The following is a 23851-nucleotide window of genomic DNA, read 5'->3' as shown; positions in this document are numbered from 1 at the left end:
CCCACAAACAACGCGGAGGTCAGTCGCCTTCCTTCCGCTCCCGGGTGGCCAGCAGCCGACGCAGCGAGTAGAGGCGGGCGGGATCCGCGTGGCCGTCCGCCACCCACTGGTCGAGCGCGCAGTCCGGCTCATCATGACTGCACGCGCGCGGACAGCCCTCGGTTCCCGGTTCCAGGTCCGGGAACGCGTGGATCACCCGGGACGGGTCCACGTGGTGCAGACCGAACGACCGGACACCCGGAGTGTCGATCACCCAGCCGTCGTCGCCGTCCAGGGGAAGCGCCAGCGCCGAGGTCGTGGTGTGCCGGCCGCGGCCGGTCACCGCGTTGACGTGGCCCGTCAGACGGCGGCGGTCCTTCGGCACCAGCGCGTTCACCAGGGTCGTCTTGCCGACGCCGGAGTGGCCGACGAACGCCGTGATCTTGCCGTCGAGCTGCTCGCGCACCCGGCCCGCCGCATCGCCGTTCTCCAGCTCCTCGCGGCTGGTGACGACGTAGGGGATGTCGAGGTCGCCGTACAGCTCAAGCAGCTTGTCCGCCGGGGCGAGGTCCGACTTCGTCAGGACCAGGAGCGGTTCCAGGCCGCCGTCGTACGCCGCGACCAGGCAGCGGTCGATCAGGCGGGGGCGGGGTTCGGGGTCGGCGAGGGCGGTGACGATGGCGAGCTGGTCCGCGTTGGCGACGACCACCCGCTCGTAGGGGTCGTCGTCGTCCGCCGTGCGGCGCAGCACCGAGGTGCGCGGCTCGATCCGGACGATCCGGGCCAGGGTGTCCTTCTGGCCGGAGAGATCGCCGACGATGGCCACCCGGTCACCGACGATCGCCGCCTTGCGGCCCAGCTCGCGGGCCTTCATGGCCATCACGACCCGGTCCTCGACCAGACAGGTCAGCCGGCCCCGGTCCACGGTGAGGACCATGCCCTCGACCGCTTCCTCGTGCTTCGGGCGGATGTTCGTACGCGGCCGGTTGCCCTTGCGGTTGGGGCGGGAGCGGATGTCGTCCTCGTCGGTGTGCTTGCCGTAGCGACGCATGGCGGTGTGTCCCTACGCCCCGTCGCTCCCGAGCATCCCGGTCCACAGGTCGGGGAAGTCCGGCAGTGTCTTGGCGGTCGTCGCCACGTTCTCGATCTGCACGCCCTCGACCGCGAGGCCGATGATCGCGCCGGCCGTCGCCATGCGGTGGTCCTCGTAGGTGTGGAAGATCCCGCCGTGCAACCGGCGCGGACGGATGTGCAGACCGTCGGCGGTCTCGGTGACGTCACCGCCGAGTTCGTTGATCTCCTTGGTGAGCGCGGCCAGCCGGTCCGTCTCGTGCAGTCGGAGGTGGGCCACCCCGCGCAGCGTCGAGGGGGAGTCGGCGAGGGCGGCGACCGCCGCGATACCGGGGGTCAGTTCACCGACCTCGCTCAGGTCCACGTCGATGCCGTGGATCGCACCCGAACCGGTGAACACCAGCCCGTACTCGGTGAGTTCGCAGGAACCACCCATCTCGGTGAAGATCTCCCGCAGCTTGTCGCCGGGCTGTGTGGTGCGGGCCGGCCAGTCCGGGACGACGACCTTGCCGCCGGTCACCAGGGCCGCGGCCAGGAACGGCTGGGCGTTGGAGAGGTCAGGCTCGATGGTGAGGTCCCGGCCGAGCAGCGCGCCCGGCGTCACCCGCCACACGTTCGGCTCGCCGCCCGACTCCGGGGTGTCCACCTGGGCACCGACCGCGCGCAGCATGTCCACGGTCATGCGGATGTGGGGCATGGAGGGCAGCGTGGCGCCCACGTGGCGGACCTCCACGCCCTGGTTGAAGCGGGGGCCGGAGAGCAGGAGGGCGCTCACGAACTGGGACGAGCTCGACGCGTCGATCTCCACCGGACCGCCGTCCAGCGCGCCGCCGCCGTGGACCGTCAGCGGCAGGGCGCCACGGCCGTCGTCGTCGATACGGGCGCCGAGGACACGGAGGGCGTCGATCACGCCGTTCAGGGGGCGCTCGTACGACCTCGGGTCACCGTCGAAACAGATGGGGCCGTCGGCCAGGGCGGCGACGGGCGGCAGGAAGCGCATGACGGTGCCGGCGTTGCCGACGTTGACGGTGGCCGGGCCGCGCAGCCCCGCGGGGAGCACGCGCCACGTCTCGCCGGTGCCGTCGGGACCCACGCCCTCCTCGATGCCGACGCCCATCTCGCGGAGCGCGGCGGCCATGAGGAGGGTGTCGCGGGAGCGGAGGGGGCGGCGCAGCCAGCCGGGTTCCGAGGCGAGGGCGGCCAGGACGAGGGCTCGGTTGGTGACGGACTTCGACCCCGGGACGTGGACCGTTGCGTCGACGGCTCCGCGCGCGTGGGGGGCGGGCCAGAGGGCGGTTTCTGCGGGGTTCAAAGCCATGGGGTCCACTTTAGTGGTGGGCGGTCTTTCGGGTGCGCCGCCGTTGTGGCTGGTCGCGCAGTTCCCCGCACCCCTGACGCCTGCCCCTCCGGGGCGCGTCACACCTCCAGCAACCACCTGCCGCCACCTATCAACGAACACAGGCTCACCGCGTGGAACAGGAACAACCACAGGCCCGCCGGTACATGCGTCAGCCTCGACAGCTGGTCCGCGTCCGAGTCGCCCGCGCCTCCGCGCGACCGCTTCGCCTGCAACTCGAATGCCGGTCGAACTCCACCGAGCAACAAGAACCACACGACCGCGTAGGCGAAAGCGGCCTGCACCTGAGGGCCCGCGAGCCACGACACCACCACGAACGTGCCGCCCGTGAGCACCACCGTCAGGGCGCCGTACGCGTTGCGGATCATCACCAGCATCGCCACCAGGAGCGCCGTGGCCAGCCACAGGAGCAGGGTGATGCGGCCGGCCGCGAGGAGGGCCGCGCCGCCCAGGCCCAGCAGCGGGGGAGCGGTGTAGCCGGCGGACGCGGTGAGGATCATGCCGATGCCGTACGGCTTGCCCTTGCTGACGGTCAGGCCGCTGGTGTCGGAGTGCAGCCGGATGCCGGTCAGCGTGCGGCCGGTGAGCAGCGCGACCAGCCCGTGGCCGCCCTCGTGGGCGATGGTGATGGCGTTGCGCGAGACACGCCACAGGGTGTGCGGGACGACTATGGCGAGCGCCGCGCCCATGGTGGCGAGGACCACCCACAGGTCGGGGTCGGGCTGGGTGCCGATCAGCTCGTCCCAGAGAGAGGTCGCGGTGTTGGCGTCCATGTTCGGTGGTGGCTCCCTCTGGTCGTACGGAGTCTGGCAGTGTGGCACGTATGTGCGGACGGTATGCAGCTAGTCGTGGGCCCGAGGATCTCGCAGGAATCTTTGAGATCGAGAAGTGGGAGCCCGAGGAGACCCTGGCCCCCGACTACAACGTGGCCCCGACCAAGGAGGTCTACGCCGTCCTCGACCGTCCTCTTAAGGACGCCGAAGATCCGCGCCCGGTTCGGCAGCTCCGCAAGCTCAAGTGGGGACTGGTGCCGAGCTGGTCGAAGACCCCCGAGGGCGGCGCCCGGATGATCAACGCCCGCGCGGAGACCGTCCACGAGAAGCCCTCCTACAAGCGGGCCTTCTCCTCGCGTCGCTGCATCATCCCCGCCGACGGCTACTACGAGTGGGTCACCGCCGCGGCCGAGCGGGATCTGGAGGTCGAGGGCAAGAAGAAGCGGCCGCGCAAGCAGCCGTACTTCGTGCTGCCCGCCGACGGGTCGGTGTTCGCGATGGCCGGGCTGTACGAGTTCTGGCGCGACCGGACCCTGCCCGACGACCATCCGCAGTCCTGGTGGGTGACCTGCTCGGTGATCACGACCGAGGCCGAGACGAGCCCGCTGGCCGTGGCCCCCGCCGACGGACCGCACGCGCTCGCCGACATCCACCCCCGGATGCCGCTGATGCTGACACCGGACCGCTGGGACTCCTGGCTGGACCCGTCCCGCACCGACGTCGAGGACCTGCGCTCCCTGCTCGCGCCGCCCCCGCCCGGGCTGATGCGCGCCTACCCCGTCTCCACCGCCGTCAGCAACGTCCGCAACAACGGGCCGGAGCTGCTGAAGGAGCTGGAGGGGCCCGAGGAGGGCACACTCTTCTGACGTGACCACCACTGAGATCGTCAGCACGGACGCCGGGGACGCCCGCATCACCTGGCACGAGGCCAAGAAGCAGGCCCGCCTCGTCCTCGCCGTCAGCCATGGGGCGGGCGGCGGCATCGAGGCGCGGGATCTCCAGGCCCTCGCGCAGACCCTCCCGGCGCACGGCGTGACCGTCGCCCTCGTCGAGCAGCCCTGGCGGGTGGCGGGCAAGAAGCTCGCCCCCGCGCCCAAGACCCTCGACATCGGGTGGCGCGGGATCTGGCCCGCCGTCGCGCAGCCGGGGCTCCCCGTCGTCTCCGGTGGGCGCAGTGCCGGAGCCCGGGTGGCCTGCCGTACCGCCGTGGAGCTGGGCGCCGCCGCCGTGCTCGCCCTCAGCTTCCCGCTCCACCCGCCGGGCAAGCCGGAGAAGTCCCGCGCCGAGGAGCTGCTCGGGTCCGGGGTGCCCACCCTCGTCGTACAGGGCGGCAACGACCCCTTCGGGAGACCGGACGAGTTCCCCGCCGGGGGCGCTTACGAGCTGGTCGAGGTGCCCTGCGGCGATCATGGATTCGCGGTGCCGAAGAGGGCGGAGATCGGTCAGGACGAGGCCGTGACGGTCATCACGGACGCGGTCCTGAAGTGGGCCCAGTCACTCGGGTAAAGAGCCGGGAATGTTGTGCGGCGGACCTCTGTTGAGCGGGACAGAAGTGCTCACACGTCTGAGGAGAGGAAGTCCGCCGCATGGGTTCGACCTTCTGCCCGACCCGCAGCAGCCGCGCTGACCTGGACTGGACGGTGCTGCACGCGGGCAAGACCACGCCTATTCGAGGCGCGGCGGGCACGGGTAGTCGTCTATCCTCCGATTCTGGTGGCATCGGCTTCGAGGCCGCCCAGAAACTTGAGGAGGTGGGTCCGGTTCCCGGTACCGACGCAGGGACCGAACACGGCCAGGCGGAGCAGCCCGAGGGCCAGGGCACGGGCACGGAGTCCACGACGGAGCGCAGCGCGCGCTTCGAGCGGGACGCGCTCGAATTCCTCGACCAGATGTACTCGGCCGCCCTGCGGATGACGCGCAACCCGGCCGACGCCGAGGACCTGGTGCAGGAGACCTACGCCAAGGCGTACGCGTCCTTCCACCAGTTCCGCGAGGGCACCAACCTCAAGGCGTGGCTGTACCGGATCCTGACCAACACGTTCATCAACTCGTACCGCAAGAAGCAGCGTGAACCCCAGCGCTCCGCGGCCGAGGAGATCGAGGACTGGCAGCTGGCGCGCGCCGAGTCGCACATGTCGACCGGTCTGCGCTCCGCCGAGTCGCAGGCGCTGGACCACCTGCCCGACTCGGACGTGAAGGAAGCGCTCCAGGCGATCCCCGAGGAATTCCGTATCGCCGTGTATCTGGCGGACGTCGAGGGCTTTGCCTACAAGGAGATCGCGGACATCATGGGGACACCCATCGGTACGGTGATGTCCCGGCTGCACCGGGGCCGCCGTCAACTGCGCGGCATGCTCGAGGACTACGCCCGTGAGCGCGGGCTGGTCCCGGCCGGCGCCGGGGAGTCGAACGAAGTGAAAGGTTCGGGCTCATGAGCTGCGGAGAGCCGCACGAGACGGACTGCAGTGAGGTACTCGACCATCTCTACGAGTTCCTCGACAGCGAGATGCCGGACGTCGACCGGGACAAGTTCAAGCAGCACTTCACCGAGTGCTCGCCGTGCCTGGAGAAGTACGGGCTCGAAGAGGCCGTGAAGAAGCTGGTCAAGCGGTGCTGCGGACATGACGACGTCCCCACGGACCTGCGTTCCAAGGTGCTCGGTCGGCTCGACCTGATCCGCTCCGGACAGGCCGTGCCGGACCACGACGTCGCCGCCGCCCCGACCGCCCCGCAGGAATCCTGAACGCACGGTCGTCACTCGAACGTGCTAATCCACGGGTCATAAGCCCGCGGACCTCCCCCTCACCGCCCTAGGCTCCCGTGCTGGAAGCGCGTGCCCGGGGAGGGGTGTATGGAGGCGATACCCGCACGGGCCCGTGTGTACCTCGGCTGTGTGGCCCTCGCCGCCCTGTACTGCCTGCACCTGCTGCCGGCGGTACGTGCCCCGTGGTGGGCGGTGGCCCTGCTCGCCGTCCTCTACGCGGGCGGCGAGCGGCTCTCCGGCTCGTTCTACCCCGTGCTGCTCGCCGGTGCCTTTCTGCTGCCGCCGCCCGCCGCCGCGCTCGTCGCGGTGCCGGGGGCGCTGCTCTCCCCGGTCGTCCGACGGCCACGGCTGCCGCGCCGGATCTGGCGGGCCTCCCAACTGGCCCTCGCCGCCTGGGTCGCGTCCCGGGTGCACTGGGCGCTGGACGGTCGCGACGCCGTCGTGCACTCCGACTTTCCCTACGCGCTCGTCCCGGCGGGGGCGGCCGTCGTCGCCTTCTGCCTGGTGCTGACCGTGCTCGACGGCGGCATCCTGGCGCTCGCGGACGGCGTCCCGGCCCGGCTGGCCTGGCGGGGGCTCTTCGTACGGTCCCTCGCGCCGATCGCCGTGCACGGGCTCGCCGGGCTCATGATGGCCGTCCTGTGGCGCAGCCCGTACGGGCCCGTCGCCGCGCTGCTCGTGCTGCTGCCGATGTGTGTGTCCTGGTGGGCGTTCGCGCAGTACCACCGGGAGCGGGCCGCCCACCAGGCGACCATCCGCGCGCTGGTGCAGGCCGTCGACATCAAGGACGAGTACACGCGCGGACACAGTGAACGCGTCGGCCAGGCCTCGATGATGATCGCCCGTGAGCTGGGGATGGACGAGGGCCGCATCGAGGTCCTCCGCTTCGCCGGCATCCTGCACGACGTGGGCAAGCTGGGCGTTCCGACGCGGCTGCTGCGCAAGGACGGGCCGCTGACGCCCGAGGAACGCCGGATCATCGAACTGCATCCCGAGTACGGGCACGAGATGGTGCGGGGCATCTCCTTCCTCGGGGAAGCCCGGGCGGCCGTACTGCACCATCACGAACGGCTGGACGGCAGCGGGTACCCGTACGGGCTGGTCGGGGCGCAGATCCCCGAGTCGGCGCGGGTGGTCGCGGTCGCCGACGCCTTCGACGCGATGACGTCCACCCGGTCCTACAGCAGGGCGCGGCCCGTGGGGACGGCGCTGGAGGAGCTGGAGCGGTGCGCGGGGACGCAGTTCGACCCACGGATGGTGACGGCACTCGTCCGGGCGCTGGGACGGCACGGCTGGCATCCCGCGGTGACGGCGGACGAGGCGACTCCGCTGCCGGCGCCGCGACGGCCGACGGGCACCCGATCCGGGGCACGGCGATGAGCGCGGCGGTGCCGGACGGTGCTGGTCCGGCGAGGAACGCGCCTGTGCCGGGTGGGTCGGATGTGGCGATGGGTGCTGTGAGTGATGTGCCTGTGGTGGGTGCGGCTCGGGTGTGCCGGGCGCCGCTGCTGTTGAGCCTCGTCCACACCTCCGCCGCCCTGGTCGCCGGTGTCTCCCTCGCCGTCACCCTCTGGAGCGGCCTGGAGGAGCGGGGCGTCGCGGTCGCCTTCGGGGCGCTGATCGGCGTGGGGGAGCTGACGCGGTGGACCGGCGCCCAGGTCAGGGAGGCCGCGCCGCTCGGGGCCGCCGGGGCGCTGTCGTACGCGCTGCTCGGGGCGGACGCCGGGCGGGCCACGCAGCACGGGGTGGCCCAGGTGGTGGCGGTCGTCGTCGCGGCCGGGCTGCTGGGCAGCGTGCCGCACATCTGGCGGGGCAGCGGACGGGCACCGGACCATCTCGCGCGGCGCGTTCTCAGCACCGGCTTCGCCGCCGTCTGCTTCCAACCCCTCTACAACCAGGGCGTGTTCACCGCCTGGGGCGGGCCGGCGTACGCCCTGCTGCTGATCGCGATCCTCGCCCTCACCGCCCTGTGCGACGCCGTGCTCGCCGCCGCGCTACGGCACTCCCGCACCCGCTGGCCCTTCGGCCCCCTGCTGCGCGACGAGCTGCGGGCGCTGCTCGGCATCGGCTCCGCCGTCTGCGCGACCGGCGCCGTCATGGCCCTCGCGGTCGCCGTCATCGGCCTGTGGGCGCTGCCGGTGTTCTGTGTGCCCCTGCTGCTCACCCAGCTCTCCTTCCGGCGCTACGCCGCCGTCCGCACCACCTACCGGCAGACCATCGCCTCCCTCGCCCGCGCCACCGAGATCGCCGGATACACCCCCGCCGGACACGCCCGCCGCGTCGCCGCGCTCAGCCGTGCCGTCGGCCGGGACCTGGGGCTGTCCGGGCGGGACCTCACCGTCCTGGAGTACGCCGCCCTCATGCACGACATCGGACAGCTCAGCCTCGTCGACCCGGTGCCCGCCGGGGCCACGGCCGCCCTGCCCGCAGCGGAGCAGCAGCGGATCGCGCTGCTCGGCGGGGCCGTCGTACGGCAGACCGGGGTGGACGGCGCGGTCGCCGTCGTCGTGGAGCGGCAGGCCGACCCGTACCGGCAGCAGCCGGTCGCCGCGCGCATCGTACGGACGGTGAACGCCTATGAGGAGAAGGCGCGGGACGCCGGGCCCGGCGGGCCCTTCACCGCACTGGAGGAGCTGCGCCTCGCGACCGCGGGGGATTACGCGCCGGAGGTCGTGGAGGCGCTGGCCAGGGTGCTGGCGAGAGACTGTCTGACCCTGCCCTCGGCTGGGTAACCCATGGGTAATGAGCGCCCCTCCAGCCGCACGTGGTTGGATGCGAAGGAGAGGGATTCCGGGGGCAGTGGCGAGGTCACTGAGGGCAACTGGCAGGCGGGAATCGTGAGGATCTTCGGCAAAGGACGGCACCGGCCCTCCGCCTCCTGGCGGCAGGCCACCGACCGCGCGTTCACGCTGATCGGCGACGGTCGGTACGAGGACGCCGGCGCGCTGCTGACGCGCGCCGCCGATCTGGAACCGTGGCTGTCCGAGTCCTGGTTCAACCTCGCCCTGCTGCACAAGTTCCGGCACGACTGGGAGCAGGCCCGTGCGGCCGGGCTGCGTGCGGTCGCCCTCCTCGACCGGGAGACGGGCGCACCCGACTGGTGGAACGTCGGCATCGCGGCCACCGCGCTCCAGGACTGGCCGCTGGCCCGGCGTGCCTGGCAGGCCTACGGGCTGCGGGTGCCGGGCGGCGCGGCCGACCCCGGTGAGCCGGTCGGCATGGACCTCGGGAGCGCGGCCGTACGGCTGTCGCCCGAGGGTGAGGCCGAGGTGGTGTGGGGGCGTCGGCTGGATCCGGCCCGGATGGAGGTTCTGTCCATTCCGTTGCCGTCGTCCGGGCGGCGATGGGGTGAGGTCGTGCTGCACGACGGGGTGCCTCATGGGGAGCGGACGACCGCCGCCGGGCACTCCTATCCCGTCTTCGACGAGATCGAGCTGTGGGCGCCTTCGCCGGTGCCGACGTGGGTCGTGCTCCTTGAGGCCGCCACGGAGGCGGATCGGGACGCGCTGGAGCAGCTCGCGGCCGACGCGGGGTTCGCGGCGGAGGACTGGTCTTCCTCGGTGCGGCTGCTGTGCCGGATGTGCTCGGAGTCGCGGATGCCGTCCGATGAGGGGGACGGGGAGCATCTGGATCCGCACGATCACAGTGAGCCGGGGCATCCGGGGCCGCTCGGGCATCGGACCGATGGGCAGATGTGGGTGCCGGAGCGGGAGTGTGGGGTTGCGGCGCCGGCTTCGCTGGTGCGGGGGTTGTTGGACGGGTGGGTTGCCGACAGCCCTGATTCTCGGGACTGGCGGGATTTGGAAGAGGTCTGTTAGGTCGTCTTTCAGCTGCGGGCCGGTGAGGGCTGGTCGCGCCCACGTGGCGGAGCCGCATATCGGACACGGTCCCGCGCCCCTGAAGGGGCGCGTCCACGTACCCTGTATCAGCAACTTCACCCCTGATTGTTTAGGAAGGCATCGTCGGTCATGGCGCAGCAGGACACCGATCAGCAGCACGCGGGCGTGCTTCCCGTGGACGACGAGGGTTTCGTCATCGACACCCAGGACGCCGAGGAGCGCGAGAACGCGTGGCGTGAGCGGGGCACCTCGCGGCCCATCACCGTCGTCGGGAACCCGGTGCTGCACAAGGAGTGCAAGGACGTCACCGAGTTCGGCGCGGAGCTGGACCAGCTGGTCGCGGACATGTTCGCCTCGCAGCGCACCGCCGAGGGCGTGGGCCTGGCCGCCAACCAGATCGGGGTCGATCTGAAGGTCTTCGTCTACGACTGCATGGACGACGAGGGCGCCCGGCACGTCGGTGTCGTCTGCAACCCCAAGCTCGTCGACCTGCCCGCCGAGAAGCGTCGTCTGGACGACAGCAACGAGGGCTGTCTGTCGGTGCCGACGGCGTACGCGCCGCTGGCGCGCCCCGACTACGCCGAGGTGACCGGGCAGGACGAGAAGGGCAACCCGATCAAGGTGCGCGGCACCGGGTACTTCGCGCGGTGTTTGCAGCACGAGACCGATCACCTGTACGGGTACCTCTACATCGACCGGCTCTCCAAGCGTGAACGCAAGGACGCGCTGCGGCAGATGGCCGAGAACGAGCCCCGCTACCCTGTCGTCGCGAACGACTGAGAGCAACCGGGGCCCCACAAGTCCCTTCCGTACGGCGTCTGTTCAGGAACCCCTTCCTGAACAGGCGCCGTTCGTCTGTCCGTCGTACGTTCGATCGCTTGTGCTCCCTTACTGATCCAGAATCAGTCACACAAGGGGAGATTCTCGGCACTGTGGGGTAGTGAATGGTGCAAATCCGTTCCCAGACCGGTCAGTTGTAGGGCTGAATGGGAAGTGCGGGGATACGCAACGGCGCACGCCCGGTACAGCGGGAGGGGCGTGCGCAACTGGCGGCTGAGAGGGGTTAGTTCGTGCATGCTTTCTCACACGGCACCACATCGACACCGACAGCGGTCGCGGTCCCACCCTCGCTCCATCTCTCGGTGATCGAGGCGGCGTTTCCCCGGCAACTCCACCCGTATTGGCCCCAGCTCCAGGAGAAGACACGCACCTGGCTGCTGGAAAAGCGGCTCATGCCGGCGGACAAGGTGGAGGAATATGCCGACGGTCTTTGCTACACGGACCTCATGGCGGGCTACTACCTGGGCGCCCCCGACGAGGTCCTCCAGGCGATAGCGGATTACAGCGCGTGGTTCTTCGTCTGGGACGACCGGCACGACCGCGACATCGTCCACGGCAGGGCCGAGGCCTGGCGGCAGCTCAGGTTCCGGCTGCACGCGGCCCTCGACGCCCCCAGGGACCATCTGCACCACGAAGATCCGCTGGTCGCCGGGTTCGCGGACAGCATGGTGCGGCTCTACTCCTTCCTGCCGCGAACGTGGAACACCCGATTCGCCCGGCACTTCCACGAGGTGATCGAGGCGTACGACCGGGAATTCCACAACCGCACCGAAGGCGTGGTGCCGACCGTCGAGGAATACCTCGCCCTGCGCCGCCTCACCTTCGCGCACTGGATCTGGACCGATCTGCTGGAACCGAGCGCGGGCCGAGAACTCCCCGACCGGGTCCGGAAACACCCGGCCTATCGGCAGGCGGCACTTCTGAGTCAGGAATTCGCCGCCTGGTACAACGACCTCTGCTCGCTGCCGAAGGAAATAGCCGGTGACGAGGTCCACAATCTCGGAATAAGCCTCATCAAACACGAGGGAATGAGCCTCAAACAGGCGGTCCGCGATGTCAGGCGGCGGGTGGAGGAATGCATCGACGCATTCCTCGTCGCCGAGAACGACGCCTTACGGTTCGCGGATTCCCTCGCCGACGGAACGGTCCTGGGAAAGGAGCTGAGTCACACCGTGCGCGCCTGCGTCGGCAATATGCGCAACTGGTTCAGCACCGTCTACTGGTTCCACCACGAGTCCGGCCGCTACACGGTCGACAGCTGGGACGACCGGTCCACGCCCCCGTACGTCAACAACGAAGCGGCAGGTGAGAAATGACCGTCGAGTCTGTGAAGCCCGAAGCGCCGGCGACCCCGGCGTCCGGGCTGCGTGAAGCACCCCTGGCGGGCGGCGGCGTCCCGCTCCTCGGACACGGCCTGAAGCTGCTGCGCGACCCGCTGGCCTTCATGTCCCAGCTCCGCGACCACGGCGACGTCGTACGGCTCAAACTGGGCCCGAAGGAGGTCTACGCGCCGACCACGCCGGCCCTCACCGGAGCCCTCGCGCTCAACCCCGACTTCGTCATCGCCGGGCCGCTGTGGGAGTCCCTGGAAGGCCTGCTCGGCAAGGAGGGCGTGGCCACCGCCAACGGCCCGCAGCACCGGCGTCAGCGGCGCACCATCCAGCCCGCCTTCCGGCTCGACGCGATCCCCGGGTACGGGCCGATCATGGAGGAGGAGGCGCACGCGCTCACCGAGCGCTGGCAGCCCGGCGAGACCATCGACTGCACCACCGAGTCCTTCCGGGTCGCCGTCCGCATCGCCGCCCGCTGTCTGCTGCGCGGCGACTTCATGGACGAACGCGCGGAGCGGCTCTGCGTCGCCCTCGCCACCGTCTTCCGCGGGATGTACCGGCGGATGGTCGTGCCCCTCGGGCCGCTCTACAACCTGCCGCTGCCGCCCAACCGGAAATTCAACGCGGCCCTGGCCGATTTGCATCTCCTCGTCGACGAGATCATCGCCGAGCGCCGCGCATCTGGTCAAAAGCCGGACGATTTGCTGACGGCATTGCTGGAGGCGAAGGACGACAATGGCGACCCCATCGGGGAACAGGAGATCCACGACCAGGTCGTCGCGATAGTCACCCCGGGCAGCGAAACGGTGGCGTCCACGATCATGTGGCTGCTCCAAGTCCTCGCGGAACATCCGGAACACGCGGACAGGGTGCGCGACGAGGTCGAATCCGTAACGGGCGGCCGTCCCGTCGCATTCGACGACGTCCGGTCGCTCCGGCACACCAACAATGTCGTCGTCGAGGCCATGCGTTTGCGTCCCGCGGTGTGGATATTGACGCGCCGCGCGGTCACCGACACGGAACTCGGTGGCTATCGCATTCCGGCCGGTGCGGACATCGTCTACAGCCCGTACGCGGTCCAGCGCGACCCGAAGTCGTACAAGGACAGCCTCGGCTTCGACCCCGACCGCTGGCTTCCGGAACGGGTGAAGGAGGTGCCGAAATACGCCATGAGCCCGTTCAGCGTCGGCAACCGCAAGTGCCCGAGCGACCACTTCTCGATGGCGCAGCTGACGCTGATCACGGCGGCGCTCGCCACGAAGTACCGCTTCGAGCAGGTGGCGGGGTCGAACGACGGCACCCGGGTGGGCATCACGCTCCGCCCGCACAGGCTGCTGCTGCGGCCGGTGGCGCGGTGAGCGGGCGGATCAGGCGGCTTCCGGCCCTCTGAACGTCCTTCGATAGGCGTTCGGGGTGGTCCCCAGCGCCCGTACGAACTGATGGCGCAGTGCGGCCGCGGTGCCGAACCCGGTTCGGCCCGCGACCGCGTCCACCGTTTCGTCCGTCCCTTCCAGCAACCGCTGGGCGAGCAGGACGCGTTGTCGCAGGATCCAGCGGTAGGGCGTGGTCCCGGTCTCCTGCTGGAAGCGGCGGGCGAAGGTCCGCGGGGACATGTGCGCACGCTCGGCGAGCTGCTCGACGGTGACCTCCTCGTCGAGATGGCGCTCCATCCAGACGAGGACCTCGCCCACGGTGTCGCAGCGGTCCTTCGGCAGCGGCCGCTCGATGTACTGCGCCTGTCCGCCGTCCCGGTGCGGCGGTACGACCATCCGCCGGGCGATCTTGTTGGCGACCTCGGGGCCCTGTTCCTTGCGGACGATGTGCAGACAGGCGTCGATACCGGCGGCGGTGCCGGCGGAGGTGATCACCGGGTCCTCGTCGACGTAGAGCACGTCCGGTTCGATGATCGCCCGTGGATTCCTGACGGCCAGCTCGTCCGCCTGCCGCCAGTGGACGCTGCACCGCCGCCCGTCGAGCAGTCCGGCGGCGCCCAGCACGAAGACGCCGGAACAGACGCTGAGGACCCGGGCGCCGCGGTCGACGGCCCTGCGCAGGGCGTCGAGCAGCGCGGGCGGATACTCCCGTACGACGTAGTCCGCCCCCGCCGGTACGGCGATCAGGTCGGCCTCCTCCAGCCGCTCCAGGCCGTACGGCGTGGAGACGCTGAGCCCGCCGACATGGGTGCCGAGCGTCGGCCCCTCGGCCGAGGCGACGGCGAAGTCGTACGTCGGCAGCCCCTCGTCGCTGCGATCGATGCCGAACACCTCACAGACGACACCGAGTTCGAAGGGATGCACTCCGTCGAGCAACACGGCGACCACGTTCTTCAGCATGCTTCCAGTGTGCCTCGCCTATGGCAGTAAATCGAGGGTGTGCGGCAGTCCTGCCACTGTTTGTAAGGAGTGTTCAGCGTGAGAGTGGTGTCATGACTACCGCACAGACAGAAGGACTGATCGGAATGCTGACCGTGCTGGCCATCCTGTTCGTGCTGGTCCTGCCGTCGGTGATCGGCATCGCCCGCGACCGGCGCATCGACCGCGAGATCAGGGAGGCCGAACAGAGCCGCCCGAAGAGCGCCGCCCCCCAGGCACAGCCGCGGCGCCGCTACGTCACCGCCACGGTGACCCACCGCTCCTGAACCCCCTGGCACGCGACGGATCCCTCCTCGCCGCACGACGTACCGGCGGCGAGAAGGGATCCGTCGCGTCGGGCTAGAAGTCCTCGTCCAGGTCGACCGTGCCCTCCACGGCCACCTGGTACGCGGACGGGCGGCGCTCGAAGAAGTTCGTCAGTTCCTGGACGCCCTGGAGTTCCATGAAGGAGAAGGGGTTCTCCGAGCCGTACACCGGGGCGAAGCCCAGGCGGGTGAGGCGCTGGTCGGCGACGCACTCCAGGTACTGACGCATCGAGGCGGTGTTCATGCCCGGCAGACCGTCACCGCACAGGTCGCGGCCGAACTGGAGCTCCGCCTCGACCGCCTCCCGCATCATGTCCGTGACCTGCTGCTGGAGCTGCTCGTCGAAGAGCTCCGGCTCCTCCTTGCGGACGGTGTCGACCACCTCGAACGCGAAGCTCATGTGCATGGTCTCGTCGCGGAACACCCAGTTGGTGCCGGTGGCGAGACCGTGCAGCAGACCCCGGCTGCGGAACCAGTAGACGTACGCGAAGGCACCGTAGAAGAACAGGCCCTCGATGCACGCGGCGAAGCAGATGAGGTTGAGCAGGAAGCGGCGGCGGTCGGCCTTGGACTCCAGGCGCTCCAGCTTCTCGACCTCGTTGATCCACTTGAAGCAGAACTCCGCCTTCTCGCGGATCGACGGGATGTTCTCCACCGCCGCGAAGGCCGCCGTCCGGTCCTCCGGGTCGGGGAGGTAGGTGTCGAGGAGCGTCAGGTAGAACTGGACGTGGACTGCCTCCTCGAACAGCTGGCGCGACAGGTACAGGCGCGCCTCGGGGGAGTTGATGTGCTTGTAGAGCGTCAGCACCAGGTTGTTGGCCACGATCGAGTCGCCCGTCGCGAAGAACGCGACCAGGCGGCCGATCAGGTGCTGCTCCTCCGGCGTCAGCTTGGCCAGGTCGGCGACGTCCGAGTGGAGGTCGACCTCCTCGACGGTCCAGGTGTTCTTGATGGCGTCCCGGTAGCGCTCGTAGAAGTCCGGGTAGCGCATGGGACGCAGAGTCAGCTCGAAGCCCGGGTCGAGCAGGTTCTTCTGGGTGGAGCTCATTACTGGCAGGCCTCGCAGGACTCGGGGTTCTCAAGGGAGCAGGCGATCGCATCGGGGTCAGCGGCCTGCTGTACGGGGACAGTTGCCTGTGCGGCGCGGGCGATCCTCGTCGCCGGGCGCGAACGCAGGTAGTACGTCGTCTTCAGGCCCTGCTTCCAGGCGTACGCGTACATCGAGGAGAGCTTGCCGATGGTCGGCGTCTCCAGGAACAGGTTCAGCGACTGGGACTGGTCCAGGAACGGGGTGCGCGCGGCGGCCATGTCGATGAGGCCGCGCTGCGGGATCTCCCAGGCCGTGCGGTACAGGTCGCGGACGTCCTGCGGGACCCAGGTGAAGCCCTGCACCGAGCCGTTGGACTCGCGCAGCGCCTCCCGGGTCTGTGCGTCCCAGACGCCGAGCTTCTTCAGCTCGGCCACCAGATAGGAGTTGACCTGGAGGAACTCGCCGGACAGCGTCTCGCGCTTGAAGAGGTTCGAGACCTGCGGCTCGATGCACTCGTACACGCCCGCGATCGAGGCGATCGTGGCGGTGGGCGCGATGGCGAGGAGCAGGGAGTTGCGCAGGCCCGTGGTGGCCATCCGCTCGCGCAGCGCCGCCCAGCGCTCCGGCCAGGTCAGCTCGACGCCGTAGTGGTCGGGGTGCAGGACGCCCTGGGCGGTACGGGTCTTCTCCCATGCCGGGAGCGGTCCGTTGCGCTCGGCGAGGTCGGTGGAGGCCTCGTACGCGGCGAGCATGATGCGCTCGGCGATGCGTGTGGAGAGAGCCTTGGCCTCCGGCGAGTCGAAGGGCAGCCGCAGCTTGAAGAAGACGTCCTGGAGGCCCATCGCGCCCAGGCCCACCGGGCGCCACTTCGCGTTCGACCGGCCGGCCTGCTCGGTCGGGTAGAAGTTGATGTCCACCACGCGGTCGAGGAAGGTGACGGCGGTACGGACGGTCTCGTCGAGCCGCTCCCAGTCGAGGTCGCCGGTCCTCTGGTCGACGAACGCGCCCAGGTTCACCGAGCCCAGGTTGCAGACCGCCGTCTCCCCGTCGTCCGTGACCTCCAGGATCTCCGTGCAGAGGTTGGAGGAGTGGACCACGCTGCCGGGCAGCGCCGTCTGGTTGGCGGTGCGGTTGGCGGCGTCCTTGAAGGTCATCCAGCCGTTGCCGGTCTGCGCCAGGGTGCGCATCATGCGGCCGTAGAGGTCACGGGCCGGGATGGTCTTCTTGGCGAGCCCCGCCGCCTCCGCCTTGCGGTACGCGGCGTCGAACTCCTCGCCCCACAGGTCGACCAGCTCGGGCACGTCGGCCGGGGAGAACAGCGACCACTCGGCGTCGGCGTTCACGCGGCGCATGAACTCGTCCGGGATCCAGTGCGCGAGGTTCAGGTTGTGCGTACGCCGGGCGTCCTCACCGGTGTTGTCGCGCAGCTCCAGGAACTCCTCGATGTCGGAGTGCCAGGTCTCCAGGTACACCGCGGCCGCACCCTTGCGCCGACCGCCCTGGTTCACCGCGGCGACGCTCGCGTCCAGCGTCTTCAGGAACGGCACGATGCCGTTGGAGTGCCCGTTGGTGCCCCGGATGAGGGAGCCGCGGGAACGAATCCTGCTGTACGACAGCCCGATGCCACCGGCGTGCTTCGACAGCCGTGCCACCTGGTGGTAGCGGTCGTAGATGGAGTCCAGCTCGTCCAGCGGGGAGTCGAGGAGGTAGCAGGACGACATCTGGGGGTGCCGGGTGCCGGAGTTGAAGAGCGTGGGGGAGGACGGCAGGTAGTCGAGGCGGCTCATGAGCCCGTAGAGCGCGGCGACTTCGTCCAGGGCGCGGGTCGTGTCGTCCTCGGCGAGGCCGGAGGCGACGCGCAGCATGAAGTGCTGGGGCGTCTCGATGACCTGGCGGGTGATCGGGTGCCGCAGGAGGTAGCGGCTGTGCAGGGTGCGGAGCCCGAAGTAGCCGAAGCGGTCGTCGCCGGCCGGGTCGATCAGCGCGTCGAGCCGCGCCGCGTGGACCCGTACGAACTCCGCCGTGCGGTCGGCGATCAGGCCCTCGCGGTGGCCGACCTCGACCGACTCGGTGAAGGACGTGACGCCCTGGGAGGCGGCCTCGGCGGCGATGCTGATGGTCAGCAGCCGGGCGGCCAGCCGGGAGTAGGCGGGGTCCTCGGAGATGAGACCGGCGGCGGCCTCCGTCGCCAGCTCGCGCAGCTCCGCGCCGCCATCGGAGTCCGCCCGGCCGGAGCGGCCGCGCAGCGCGGCGGCGGCGACCCGTCCGGGGTCGGCGTCGGGCAGGTCGGCGGTCAGCTCGGTCAGGGTCCGCAACAGGGCGGTACCGGCACCGTCGTTCTCCGCCTGGACCGCTGAAGCCGGATCGGCTGGCGCGATGGTCACTGGGGGGCTCTCCCTCGCTCGGCACGGGGCCTGGCGGAGAGCAGGGGGCAGCACGAGCGCACACGGCGTCGCGTCCACCGGCCCACTCCACGAGGCCCGGACGTCATGGCACCCGGGCCACGGCGGCCTGGGCACGCTGTCGGCAGGTCCTCGGACTGACTCCCGTACACGCACAAGACATGCACAAGTACACCGTTGCGGGACAGTTCCGGATTCGCACCGGATTCCCCTGCGGCGACAGCGAGCATGAGCATACATCTTGTGCCGGGTTCGGGTGGCACCCCTAGATGTTGTGTCGCGGCGACTTCAGAGCGTCAACTCATAGGTGAGAAGCGTGAACTCCGCACCCGGGATCGGCTGCCAGTCGCGCTCGGGTGCGCGGACGAAGCCGAGGCGTTCGTAGATGCGGTGGGCGGCGTACATGATCTCCTGGGTCGACAGCACGATGCCCGTGCAGCCGTCCGCCGCCCTCGCCCGGTCGACGCAGGCGCGGACGAGGGCCTCGCCGGCCCCTCTGCCACGCGCCGCGCGGCCGACGGCGAGCATGCGGATCACGGCCTCGTCGGGCCGGGCGTGCTCGGCCATGGCACCGCCGGCGGCGACGTAGGTGACGGTGCCGACGGGCTCGCCGCCCAGGGTGGCCACGAGTACCTCGGCGGAGGCGGCCCGCTTGGCGACGTCTCTCAACTCGCCCAGATACCAGTCGCTCTCACCGAAGGCCAGGAGGTCGTCCAGGAGATAGGCCTGGGCCGTGATCTCGCCGATGGTGTCGTATTCGCCGGGTTCCGCTGCCCGGATCTCGATGTCCATGGGAGCGAGTGTGCCCGACCTGCACGACAACGGGCCGCCGGATGTTCCGGCGGCCCGCTGATCAGGGAAACACTCAGTGCGAGGTGCCCGCGGTCGCCGGCGGCAGCTCGACCTGGACGCCGGGGTCGCCCGCGTCCGCCGTGTAGTCCTCCGGCTTGGTCTCGTCGACGCCCTCGGGGGCCTTGAGGGCCTTCAGGACGAAGGTGAGGACCACCGTGACCACGACGTTGAGCACGAAGGCCGTCAGGCCGATGTAGCCGATCTCGCCGATGCCCGGGATCTCCTTCGACGAGCCGCCGAAGTGCTTCTGGGTCGGGGAGGCGACGCCGTACGCGGCGACCGTGCCGTAGATCATGCCGACCGCCCAGCCGGCGAGCAGGGCCCAGCGGTGGAACCAGCGGGTGAACAGACCGCCGACCAGGGCCGGGAAGGTCTGGAGGATCCAGATGCCGCCCAGGAGCTGGAAGTTGATGGCGACCGTCTTGTCCATGGTCAGGACGAAGACCAGCGCGCCGACCTTCACCAGCAGGGACACCAGCTTGGAGACCTTGGTCTCCTGCTCCGGAGTCGCGTCCGGCTTGATGAAGTCCTTGTAGATGTTGCGGGTGAAGAGATTCGCCGCCGCGATCGACATGATGGCGGCGGGCACGAGCGCGCCGATGCCGATCGCCGCGAAGGCCACGCCCGCGAACCACGCCGGGAACATGTCCTCGAACAGCTGCGGGATCGCCAACTGGCCGTTGGTGACCTTGACCCCGGCCGCGATCGCCATGAAGCCCAGCAGCGCCAGCAGACCCAGCATCAGCGAGTACAGGGGCAGGATCGTGGTGTTGCGGCGGATCACCTCACGGCTCCTGGAGGAGAGCGTCGCGGTGATCGAGTGCGGGTACATGAAGAGCGCGAGCGCGGAGCCCAACGCCAGGGTGGCGTACGTCCATTGGCCCGGCTCGCCCGGCACCAGCGCACCGCGTGGCGCGCCCGTCGCCGGGTTGGTCTGGCTGTACGCCTCGCCCGCCTTGGCGAAGATCTCGTCGAACCCGCCCAGCTTGATCGGGATGTAGATGATCGCCACCGCGATGACGATGTAGATCAGCGTGTCCTTGACGAACGCGATCAGGGCGGGGGCCCGCAGACCGGACGAGTACGTGTACGCCGCGAGCACGCCGAACGCGATCAGCAGCGGCAGGTCCTTCACGAACCAGTTGGTGTCCTCGCCGCCGCCGACGCCCATGACGTCCAGAACGGCCTGGATACCCACGAGTTGGAGGGCGATGTAGGGCATCGTCGCGAGGATGCCGGTGACGGCGACCGCGAGCGACAGGCCCTTCGAACCCCAGCGTCCGCGCACGAAGTCGGAGGTCGTCACATAGCCGTGCTTGTGCGAGACCGACCACAGGCGGGGCAGGAAGGTGAAGATCAGGGGGTACACGAGGATCGTGTACGGCACCGCGAAGAAGCCGGCCGCGCCCGCGGCGTAGATCGCCGCCGGGACGGCCACGAAGGTGTACGCGGTGTAGAGGTCGCCGCCGAGCAGGAACCAGGTGACCCAGGTGCCGAACGACCGGCCGCCCAGGCCCCATTCGTCCAGCGAGTGCTCGTTCTCGGCCTTGCGCCAGCGCGCGGCGAGGAAGCCCATGACCGTGACGGCCAGGAAGAAGAAGATGAAGACGCCGAGCGCGACGCCGTTCACGCCGTCGTTCACTTGGTACCTCCACGACGGGCGCGCTGGTCACGCTGCCAGAGCTTGTACGCGGTCATCGTCAGCGCGGTGGAGATGAGCACCCACAGCATCTGGTACCAGTAGAAGAACGGGATGCCGATGAAGGTCGGGTCGACCTTCGCGTACGACCCCACCCACAACATCGCCACGAAGGGCGCGAAGAGGCACAGGGCGATGACCACGCGGACGGGTGTCACCACCGGTGGTCTGGCCTCGGGCGAATCTGATGACATGCGGCGGCTCCATCCCCTCACTGATCACCGTGTAACGCGCAGGCAATCTAGGTCACGGTGTAACAGGAGTGGAAGACCTCGTCCGCATATCGGTATGTCGATTCGGTGAAGGTCCGACATCGGTGTCGACGGCGGCCTTCAGCGGCAGCGGAAGCCCTGACGCGGGTCCTCCTCCCGCCGGTCCGTCCGCATCCCTTCTCGTCCCGGGTCGGGAACAGCCCGGCCGGGTCGACGAGTTTCGACTCGACGTACGGCGGCGATCACCACCACGATCAGCAGGGCCAGCACCGCGGTGAGCACGCCGTCGACCGTGGAGTTGGTCTGGACGGCACCCGCGAGGACGACGCCCGCGATGATCCGGACGGTGCCGGGCAGGTACCCCGTCTGCGCGGCCAGTACGGGGCCGACGAGCGGTCCCGCGCCGGCGATCGCGGCGAGGACGAGGGTCCAGATGACGGTGGTTCGGACGTTCGCGGTAAGCACAGGGCGGTCCTCCCGTCCATACGGAGACGGGAGGACCGTAGAGCAGGATGTGCGCTTTCGCTGCACCGTGTGCACTAGGTCGTGTCCGGCGCCTCATCGACGCCGGTGAGGCGCCGCGGCTTTCCTGTGACCTGATCCGCCCAACGCGACCTAGTCGAGGGGCCGCTTCAGCCGCGCCACGAACTTGTACCGGTCGCCCCGGTACACCGAGCGCACCCACTCCACCGGCTCCCCGTCCTTGTCGATGGAGTGGCGGGACAGCATCAGCATCGGCAGGCCCACGTCGGTGCCGAGCAGGCCGGCCTCGCGCGGGGTGGCCAGCGAGGTCTCGATGGTCTCCTCGGCCTCGGCGAGATGGACGTCGTAGACCTCGGCCAACGCCGTATAGAGAGAGGTGTACTTGACCAGGCTGCGCCGCAGCGCGGGGAAGCGCTTCGCGCTGAGGTGGGTCGTCTCGATGGCCATCGGCTCGCCGTTCGCCATGCGCAGCCGCTCGATGCGCAGCACCCGGCCGCCGGCGGTGATGTCGAGGAGCTCGGCGAGGCGGTCGTCGGCGGTGATGTAGCCGATGTCGAGGAGCTGCGAGGTGGGTTCGAGGCCCTGGGCGCGCATGTCCTCGGTGTAAGAGGTGAGTTGCAGCGCCTGGGAGACCTTCGGCTTGGCGACGAACGTGCCCTTGCCCTGGATGCGTTCGAGGCGGCCCTCGACGACGAGCTCCTGGAGGGCCTGGCGCACGGTGGTGCGCGAGGTGTCGAACTCGGCCGCGAGCGTGCGCTCGGGCGGGACGGGCGTGCCGGGCGCCTGGGTCTCGGTCATGTCGAGCAGGTGCTTCTTCAGGCGGTAGTACTTGGGCACGCGCGCGGTACGGACGGTCGCCCCACCCTCGTTCTCCGCGCTGCTGACCTCGGTGCTCATGCCTCTGCCTTCCCGGCTCCGGATGCGGATCACATCGTGATCCCCTCTGTATACCGTCGCCGACTCTTTTGGTCTAGTCCATAGCCTCAAGTGGTCTAGTGGAAGACAGTACTCCGGCGGCGCTGTTTTCGCTGGCTTCTTACTTAAAGGTTCCTGCATATGTAGGTCGGATAACGGCTGGTCAGAGGCTGTTCGGACGCCCTTGACAGGCCCCGTGGTCTGGTCCAAGCTCCCGGTACTGGTCTACACCATTGGTCCAGGGCCCCAGCTTCGTGGGCGGGGGGTGTGGGCATCCTGAGGAGGATGGCGTGAAGCGCAAGCTGATTACCGCGATCGGTGTCGCGGCCATGTTGGTCTCCGTCGCGGCGTGTGGGGGCGACGACGGCGGCGACAGTGGTGACAAGGCGGGGGCGGACGGTTACGCCGGCCAGACCCTCACCGTCTGGGTCATGGACGGCTCCTCGCCGGACCAGTGGCAGAAGGACGTGCAGGCCGCCTTCGAGAAGAAGACCAAGGCCAAGGTCAAGTTCGAGATCCAGCAGTGGAACGGCATCCAGCAGAAGCTGACCACCGCCCTGTCGGAGGAGAACCCGCCGGACGTCTTCGAGATCGGCAACACCCAGACCCCGGCCTACGCCAAGACCGGCGGCCTCGCCGACCTCGCCGACCTCAAGTCGTCGATCGGCGCCGACTGGACCGAGTCGCTGAACAAGTCCTCGATCTACGACGGCAAGCAGTACGCGGCGCCCTGGTACTTCGCCAACCGCGTCGTCATCTACAACAAGAAGGTCTGGGCCGACGCCGGCATCAAGGACACCCCGAAGACCCGGGACGAGTTCTACACCGACCTCAAGCAGATCGGTGAGAAGACCAAGGCCGAGCCGATCTACCTGCCCGGTCAGAACTGGTACCACTTCGTCGGTCTCACCATCGGTGAGGGTGCCGAGCTGGTGAAGAAGGACGGCGACAAGTACGTCTCCAACCTCGACGACCCGAAGGTCGCCGCCGCCATGGAGACCTACAAGAAGTTCCAGGCCCTGTCCAAGGCCCCCAAGGACAAGGACGAGGCCACCCCGCAGCAGGCCGAGGTCTTCGCCAAGGGCAACGTCGGTGCCTTCATCGGCATGGGCTGGGAGGCCGGCACGGCGATCGCCGCCAACAAGAAGATCGAGTCGGACATCGGCTACTTCACCATCCCGGGCGCCACGGCCGACAAGCCCGAGGGCGTCTTCCTCGGCGGTTCCAACCTCGCGGTCGCCGCGGGCAGCAAGAAGCAGGCGCTCGCCAAGGAGTTCCTGAAGATCGCGCTGTCCGACAAGTACGAGGGCGAGCTGGCCAAGCTCAACGGCGTCATCCCGAACAAGGAGTCGCTCCAGACCAACCTGACGGGCAACGCCGTCGCCGAGGCCGCGGCTCCCGCCGCCGCCGGCGGTGGCACCACGCCGCTGATCCCGGAGTGGGCCGCGGTCGAGAACGCGCCCAACCCGGTCAAGACCTACATGACCGCCGTCCTCAACGGCAAGACGCCGGCCGAGGCCGCCAAGCAGGTCGAGAGCGAGTTCAACAAGCGCCTCGCCCAGCAGCAGTAAGGGCATCGGGGCGGGGGCCGGTCAAGGGTCCCCGCCCCGCGTTCCGGTAGGTCGAG

22 protein-coding genes, 1 pseudogene and 1 riboswitch are annotated in these 23851 nt (G+C 69.5%); of the genes and pseudogenes, 12 read left to right on the top strand and 11 right to left on the bottom strand.

Translation table 11 applies throughout. The features are described 5' to 3' along the window. Positions 1 to 19 precede the first annotated feature (19 nt). The 3 genes from rsgA to ACIHIX_RS01235 form a co-directional block, all read right to left on the bottom strand. Positions 20 to 1030, bottom strand: coding sequence for a ribosome small subunit-dependent GTPase A (rsgA, locus tag ACIHIX_RS01245; RefSeq protein WP_399948459.1), 1011 nt, complete (start codon positions 1028 to 1030; stop codon positions 20 to 22). A 12-nt stretch (positions 1031 to 1042) separates the two neighbouring features. Continuing rightward, a complete protein-coding gene (gene aroA / locus ACIHIX_RS01240; RefSeq protein ID WP_399948458.1) occupies positions 1043 to 2368 on the bottom strand; it encodes a 3-phosphoshikimate 1-carboxyvinyltransferase in 1326 nt (441 codons plus the stop codon). A gap of 98 nt (positions 2369 to 2466) precedes the next feature. Beyond that, positions 2467 to 3180 carry a M50 family metallopeptidase gene (locus ACIHIX_RS01235; protein WP_399948456.1) on the bottom strand — a complete coding sequence of 238 codons (714 nt, stop codon included), beginning with the start codon at positions 3178 to 3180 and terminating at the stop codon, positions 2467 to 2469. 50 nt (positions 3181 to 3230) lie between these two features. On the opposite strand from ACIHIX_RS01235, the gene ACIHIX_RS01230 reads away from it, so the two are divergent. The 10 genes from ACIHIX_RS01230 to ACIHIX_RS01185 all read left to right on the top strand — a co-directional run bounded on the left by ACIHIX_RS01230 (position 3231) and on the right by ACIHIX_RS01185 (position 13312). Continuing rightward, complete coding sequence (locus ACIHIX_RS01230) at positions 3231 to 4046, top strand: SOS response-associated peptidase (RefSeq protein ID WP_399948454.1); 816 nt, start codon at positions 3231 to 3233, stop codon at positions 4044 to 4046. Position 4047: 1 nt separating this feature from the next. Continuing rightward, positions 4048 to 4686, top strand: a complete 639-nt coding sequence (locus ACIHIX_RS01225; RefSeq protein ID WP_399948452.1) for an alpha/beta family hydrolase — start codon at positions 4048 to 4050, stop codon at positions 4684 to 4686. 245 nt (positions 4687 to 4931) lie between these two features. After that, positions 4932 to 5615 (top strand): RNA polymerase sigma factor SigR, encoded by a 684-nt coding sequence (gene sigR / locus ACIHIX_RS01220; RefSeq protein ID WP_399950000.1) that lies wholly within the window; start codon positions 4932 to 4934, stop codon positions 5613 to 5615. After that, a complete protein-coding gene (gene rsrA / locus ACIHIX_RS01215; RefSeq protein WP_399948450.1) occupies positions 5612 to 5923 on the top strand; it encodes a mycothiol system anti-sigma-R factor in 312 nt (103 codons plus the stop codon). Before sigR ends, rsrA begins: the two co-directional genes overlap by 4 nt. A gap of 108 nt (positions 5924 to 6031) precedes the next feature. Further along, complete coding sequence (locus ACIHIX_RS01210) at positions 6032 to 7324, top strand: HD-GYP domain-containing protein (RefSeq protein ID WP_399948448.1); 1293 nt, start codon at positions 6032 to 6034, stop codon at positions 7322 to 7324. Between the two features lie 77 nt (positions 7325 to 7401). Beyond that, entirely contained in the window at positions 7402 to 8676 is a 1275-nt protein-coding gene (locus tag ACIHIX_RS01205; protein WP_399948446.1) for an HD-GYP domain-containing protein, read from the top strand. A gap of 105 nt (positions 8677 to 8781) precedes the next feature. After that, positions 8782 to 9762, top strand: coding sequence for a tetratricopeptide repeat protein (locus ACIHIX_RS01200; protein WP_399948445.1), 981 nt, complete (start codon positions 8782 to 8784; stop codon positions 9760 to 9762). 150 nt (positions 9763 to 9912) lie between these two features. Further along, on the top strand, positions 9913 to 10563 hold the full coding sequence (def, locus tag ACIHIX_RS01195; protein ID WP_399948443.1) for a peptide deformylase: 651 nt from the start codon (positions 9913 to 9915) through the stop codon (positions 10561 to 10563). A 290-nt stretch (positions 10564 to 10853) separates the two neighbouring features. Next, complete coding sequence (gene cyc1 / locus ACIHIX_RS01190; RefSeq protein WP_399948441.1) at positions 10854 to 11939, top strand: epi-isozizaene synthase; 1086 nt, start codon at positions 10854 to 10856, stop codon at positions 11937 to 11939. Beyond that, a complete protein-coding gene (locus ACIHIX_RS01185; RefSeq protein ID WP_399948439.1) occupies positions 11936 to 13312 on the top strand; it encodes a cytochrome P450 in 1377 nt (458 codons plus the stop codon). Before cyc1 ends, ACIHIX_RS01185 begins: the two co-directional genes overlap by 4 nt. Before the next feature lie 9 nt (positions 13313 to 13321). Here ACIHIX_RS01185 and ACIHIX_RS01180 read toward each other — a convergent pair whose 3' ends face one another. Next, entirely contained in the window at positions 13322 to 14287 is a 966-nt protein-coding gene (locus ACIHIX_RS01180; RefSeq protein ID WP_399948437.1) for a helix-turn-helix domain-containing protein, read from the bottom strand. A 92-nt stretch (positions 14288 to 14379) separates the two neighbouring features. Between ACIHIX_RS01180 and ACIHIX_RS01175 the strand changes: the two genes are divergently transcribed. Beyond that, positions 14380 to 14592, top strand: coding sequence for a hypothetical protein (locus tag ACIHIX_RS01175; RefSeq protein ID WP_399948435.1), 213 nt, complete (start codon positions 14380 to 14382; stop codon positions 14590 to 14592). A gap of 73 nt (positions 14593 to 14665) precedes the next feature. Here the strand turns inward: ACIHIX_RS01175 and ACIHIX_RS01170 are convergent, their stop codons facing one another. The 7 genes and pseudogenes from ACIHIX_RS01170 to ACIHIX_RS01140 all read right to left on the bottom strand — a co-directional run bounded on the left by ACIHIX_RS01170 (position 14666) and on the right by ACIHIX_RS01140 (position 22206). Next, a complete protein-coding gene (locus tag ACIHIX_RS01170; protein ID WP_399948433.1) occupies positions 14666 to 15679 on the bottom strand; it encodes a ribonucleotide-diphosphate reductase subunit beta in 1014 nt (337 codons plus the stop codon). Continuing rightward, complete coding sequence (locus tag ACIHIX_RS01165) at positions 15679 to 18045, bottom strand: ribonucleoside-diphosphate reductase subunit alpha (RefSeq protein WP_399948431.1); 2367 nt, start codon at positions 18043 to 18045, stop codon at positions 15679 to 15681. The genes ACIHIX_RS01170 and ACIHIX_RS01165 overlap by 1 nt, the downstream gene beginning before the upstream one ends. A gap of 123 nt (positions 18046 to 18168) precedes the next feature. Further along, positions 18169 to 18329, bottom strand: a riboswitch (cobalamin riboswitch). 22 nt (positions 18330 to 18351) lie between these two features. After that, positions 18352 to 18855, bottom strand: coding sequence for a GNAT family N-acetyltransferase (locus ACIHIX_RS01160; protein ID WP_399948429.1), 504 nt, complete (start codon positions 18853 to 18855; stop codon positions 18352 to 18354). Positions 18856 to 18928: 73 nt separating this feature from the next. Next, a complete protein-coding gene (gene mctP / locus ACIHIX_RS01155) occupies positions 18929 to 20557 on the bottom strand; it encodes a monocarboxylate uptake permease MctP (RefSeq protein WP_399948427.1) in 1629 nt (542 codons plus the stop codon). Then, positions 20554 to 20808 carry a DUF3311 domain-containing protein gene (locus tag ACIHIX_RS01150; protein WP_329334890.1) on the bottom strand — a complete coding sequence of 85 codons (255 nt, stop codon included), beginning with the start codon at positions 20806 to 20808 and terminating at the stop codon, positions 20554 to 20556. The genes mctP and ACIHIX_RS01150 overlap by 4 nt, the downstream gene beginning before the upstream one ends. 321 nt (positions 20809 to 21129) lie before the next feature. Beyond that, positions 21130 to 21291 (bottom strand): annotated as a pseudogene (locus ACIHIX_RS01145) (carbon starvation CstA family protein); the annotation flags it as partial. A gap of 150 nt (positions 21292 to 21441) precedes the next feature. Then, positions 21442 to 22206 carry a GntR family transcriptional regulator gene (locus ACIHIX_RS01140; protein WP_329334889.1) on the bottom strand — a complete coding sequence of 255 codons (765 nt, stop codon included), beginning with the start codon at positions 22204 to 22206 and terminating at the stop codon, positions 21442 to 21444. A gap of 308 nt (positions 22207 to 22514) precedes the next feature. Here ACIHIX_RS01140 and ACIHIX_RS01135 point away from each other — a divergent pair, with 308 nt between their 5' ends. Then, a complete protein-coding gene (locus tag ACIHIX_RS01135; protein WP_399948424.1) occupies positions 22515 to 23795 on the top strand; it encodes an extracellular solute-binding protein in 1281 nt (426 codons plus the stop codon). Positions 23796 to 23851: the final 56 nt, after the last annotated feature.

Source organism: Streptomyces sp. NPDC051913 (genome assembly GCF_044593635.1).
In the GTDB taxonomy this organism is placed as follows: Bacteria; Actinomycetota; Actinomycetes; order Streptomycetales; family Streptomycetaceae; genus Streptomyces.
Note: the sequence above shows the minus strand (reverse complement) of the source record. Positions and strands in the feature narration are given on the sequence as shown.

What these genes read in the sequence shown, in the direction of transcription:
- ACIHIX_RS01180 (WP_399948437.1), bottom strand. Translation starts at nt 14,287, where the DNA reads ATGCTGAAGAACGTGGTCGCCGTGTTGCTCGACGGAGTGCATCCCTTC.
- ACIHIX_RS01230 (WP_399948454.1), top strand. Translation starts at nt 3,231, where the DNA reads ATGTGCGGACGGTATGCAGCTAGTCGTGGGCCCGAGGATCTCGCAGGA.
- ACIHIX_RS01140 (WP_329334889.1), bottom strand. Translation starts at nt 22,206, where the DNA reads ATGAGCACCGAGGTCAGCAGCGCGGAGAACGAGGGTGGGGCGACCGTC.
- def (WP_399948443.1), top strand. Translation starts at nt 9,913, where the DNA reads ATGGCGCAGCAGGACACCGATCAGCAGCACGCGGGCGTGCTTCCCGTG.
- ACIHIX_RS01235 (WP_399948456.1), bottom strand. Translation starts at nt 3,180, where the DNA reads ATGGACGCCAACACCGCGACCTCTCTCTGGGACGAGCTGATCGGCACC.
- ACIHIX_RS01170 (WP_399948433.1), bottom strand. Translation starts at nt 15,679, where the DNA reads ATGAGCTCCACCCAGAAGAACCTGCTCGACCCGGGCTTCGAGCTGACT.
- rsgA (WP_399948459.1), bottom strand. Translation starts at nt 1,030, where the DNA reads ATGCGTCGCTACGGCAAGCACACCGACGAGGACGACATCCGCTCCCGC.
- aroA (WP_399948458.1), bottom strand. Translation starts at nt 2,368, where the DNA reads ATGGCTTTGAACCCCGCAGAAACCGCCCTCTGGCCCGCCCCCCACGCG.
- rsrA (WP_399948450.1), top strand. Translation starts at nt 5,612, where the DNA reads ATGAGCTGCGGAGAGCCGCACGAGACGGACTGCAGTGAGGTACTCGAC.
- ACIHIX_RS01210 (WP_399948448.1), top strand. Translation starts at nt 6,032, where the DNA reads ATGGAGGCGATACCCGCACGGGCCCGTGTGTACCTCGGCTGTGTGGCC.
- ACIHIX_RS01185 (WP_399948439.1), top strand. Translation starts at nt 11,936, where the DNA reads ATGACCGTCGAGTCTGTGAAGCCCGAAGCGCCGGCGACCCCGGCGTCC.
- ACIHIX_RS01150 (WP_329334890.1), bottom strand. Translation starts at nt 20,808, where the DNA reads ATGTCATCAGATTCGCCCGAGGCCAGACCACCGGTGGTGACACCCGTC.
- ACIHIX_RS01160 (WP_399948429.1), bottom strand. Translation starts at nt 18,855, where the DNA reads ATGGACATCGAGATCCGGGCAGCGGAACCCGGCGAATACGACACCATC.
- ACIHIX_RS01175 (WP_399948435.1), top strand. Translation starts at nt 14,380, where the DNA reads ATGACTACCGCACAGACAGAAGGACTGATCGGAATGCTGACCGTGCTG.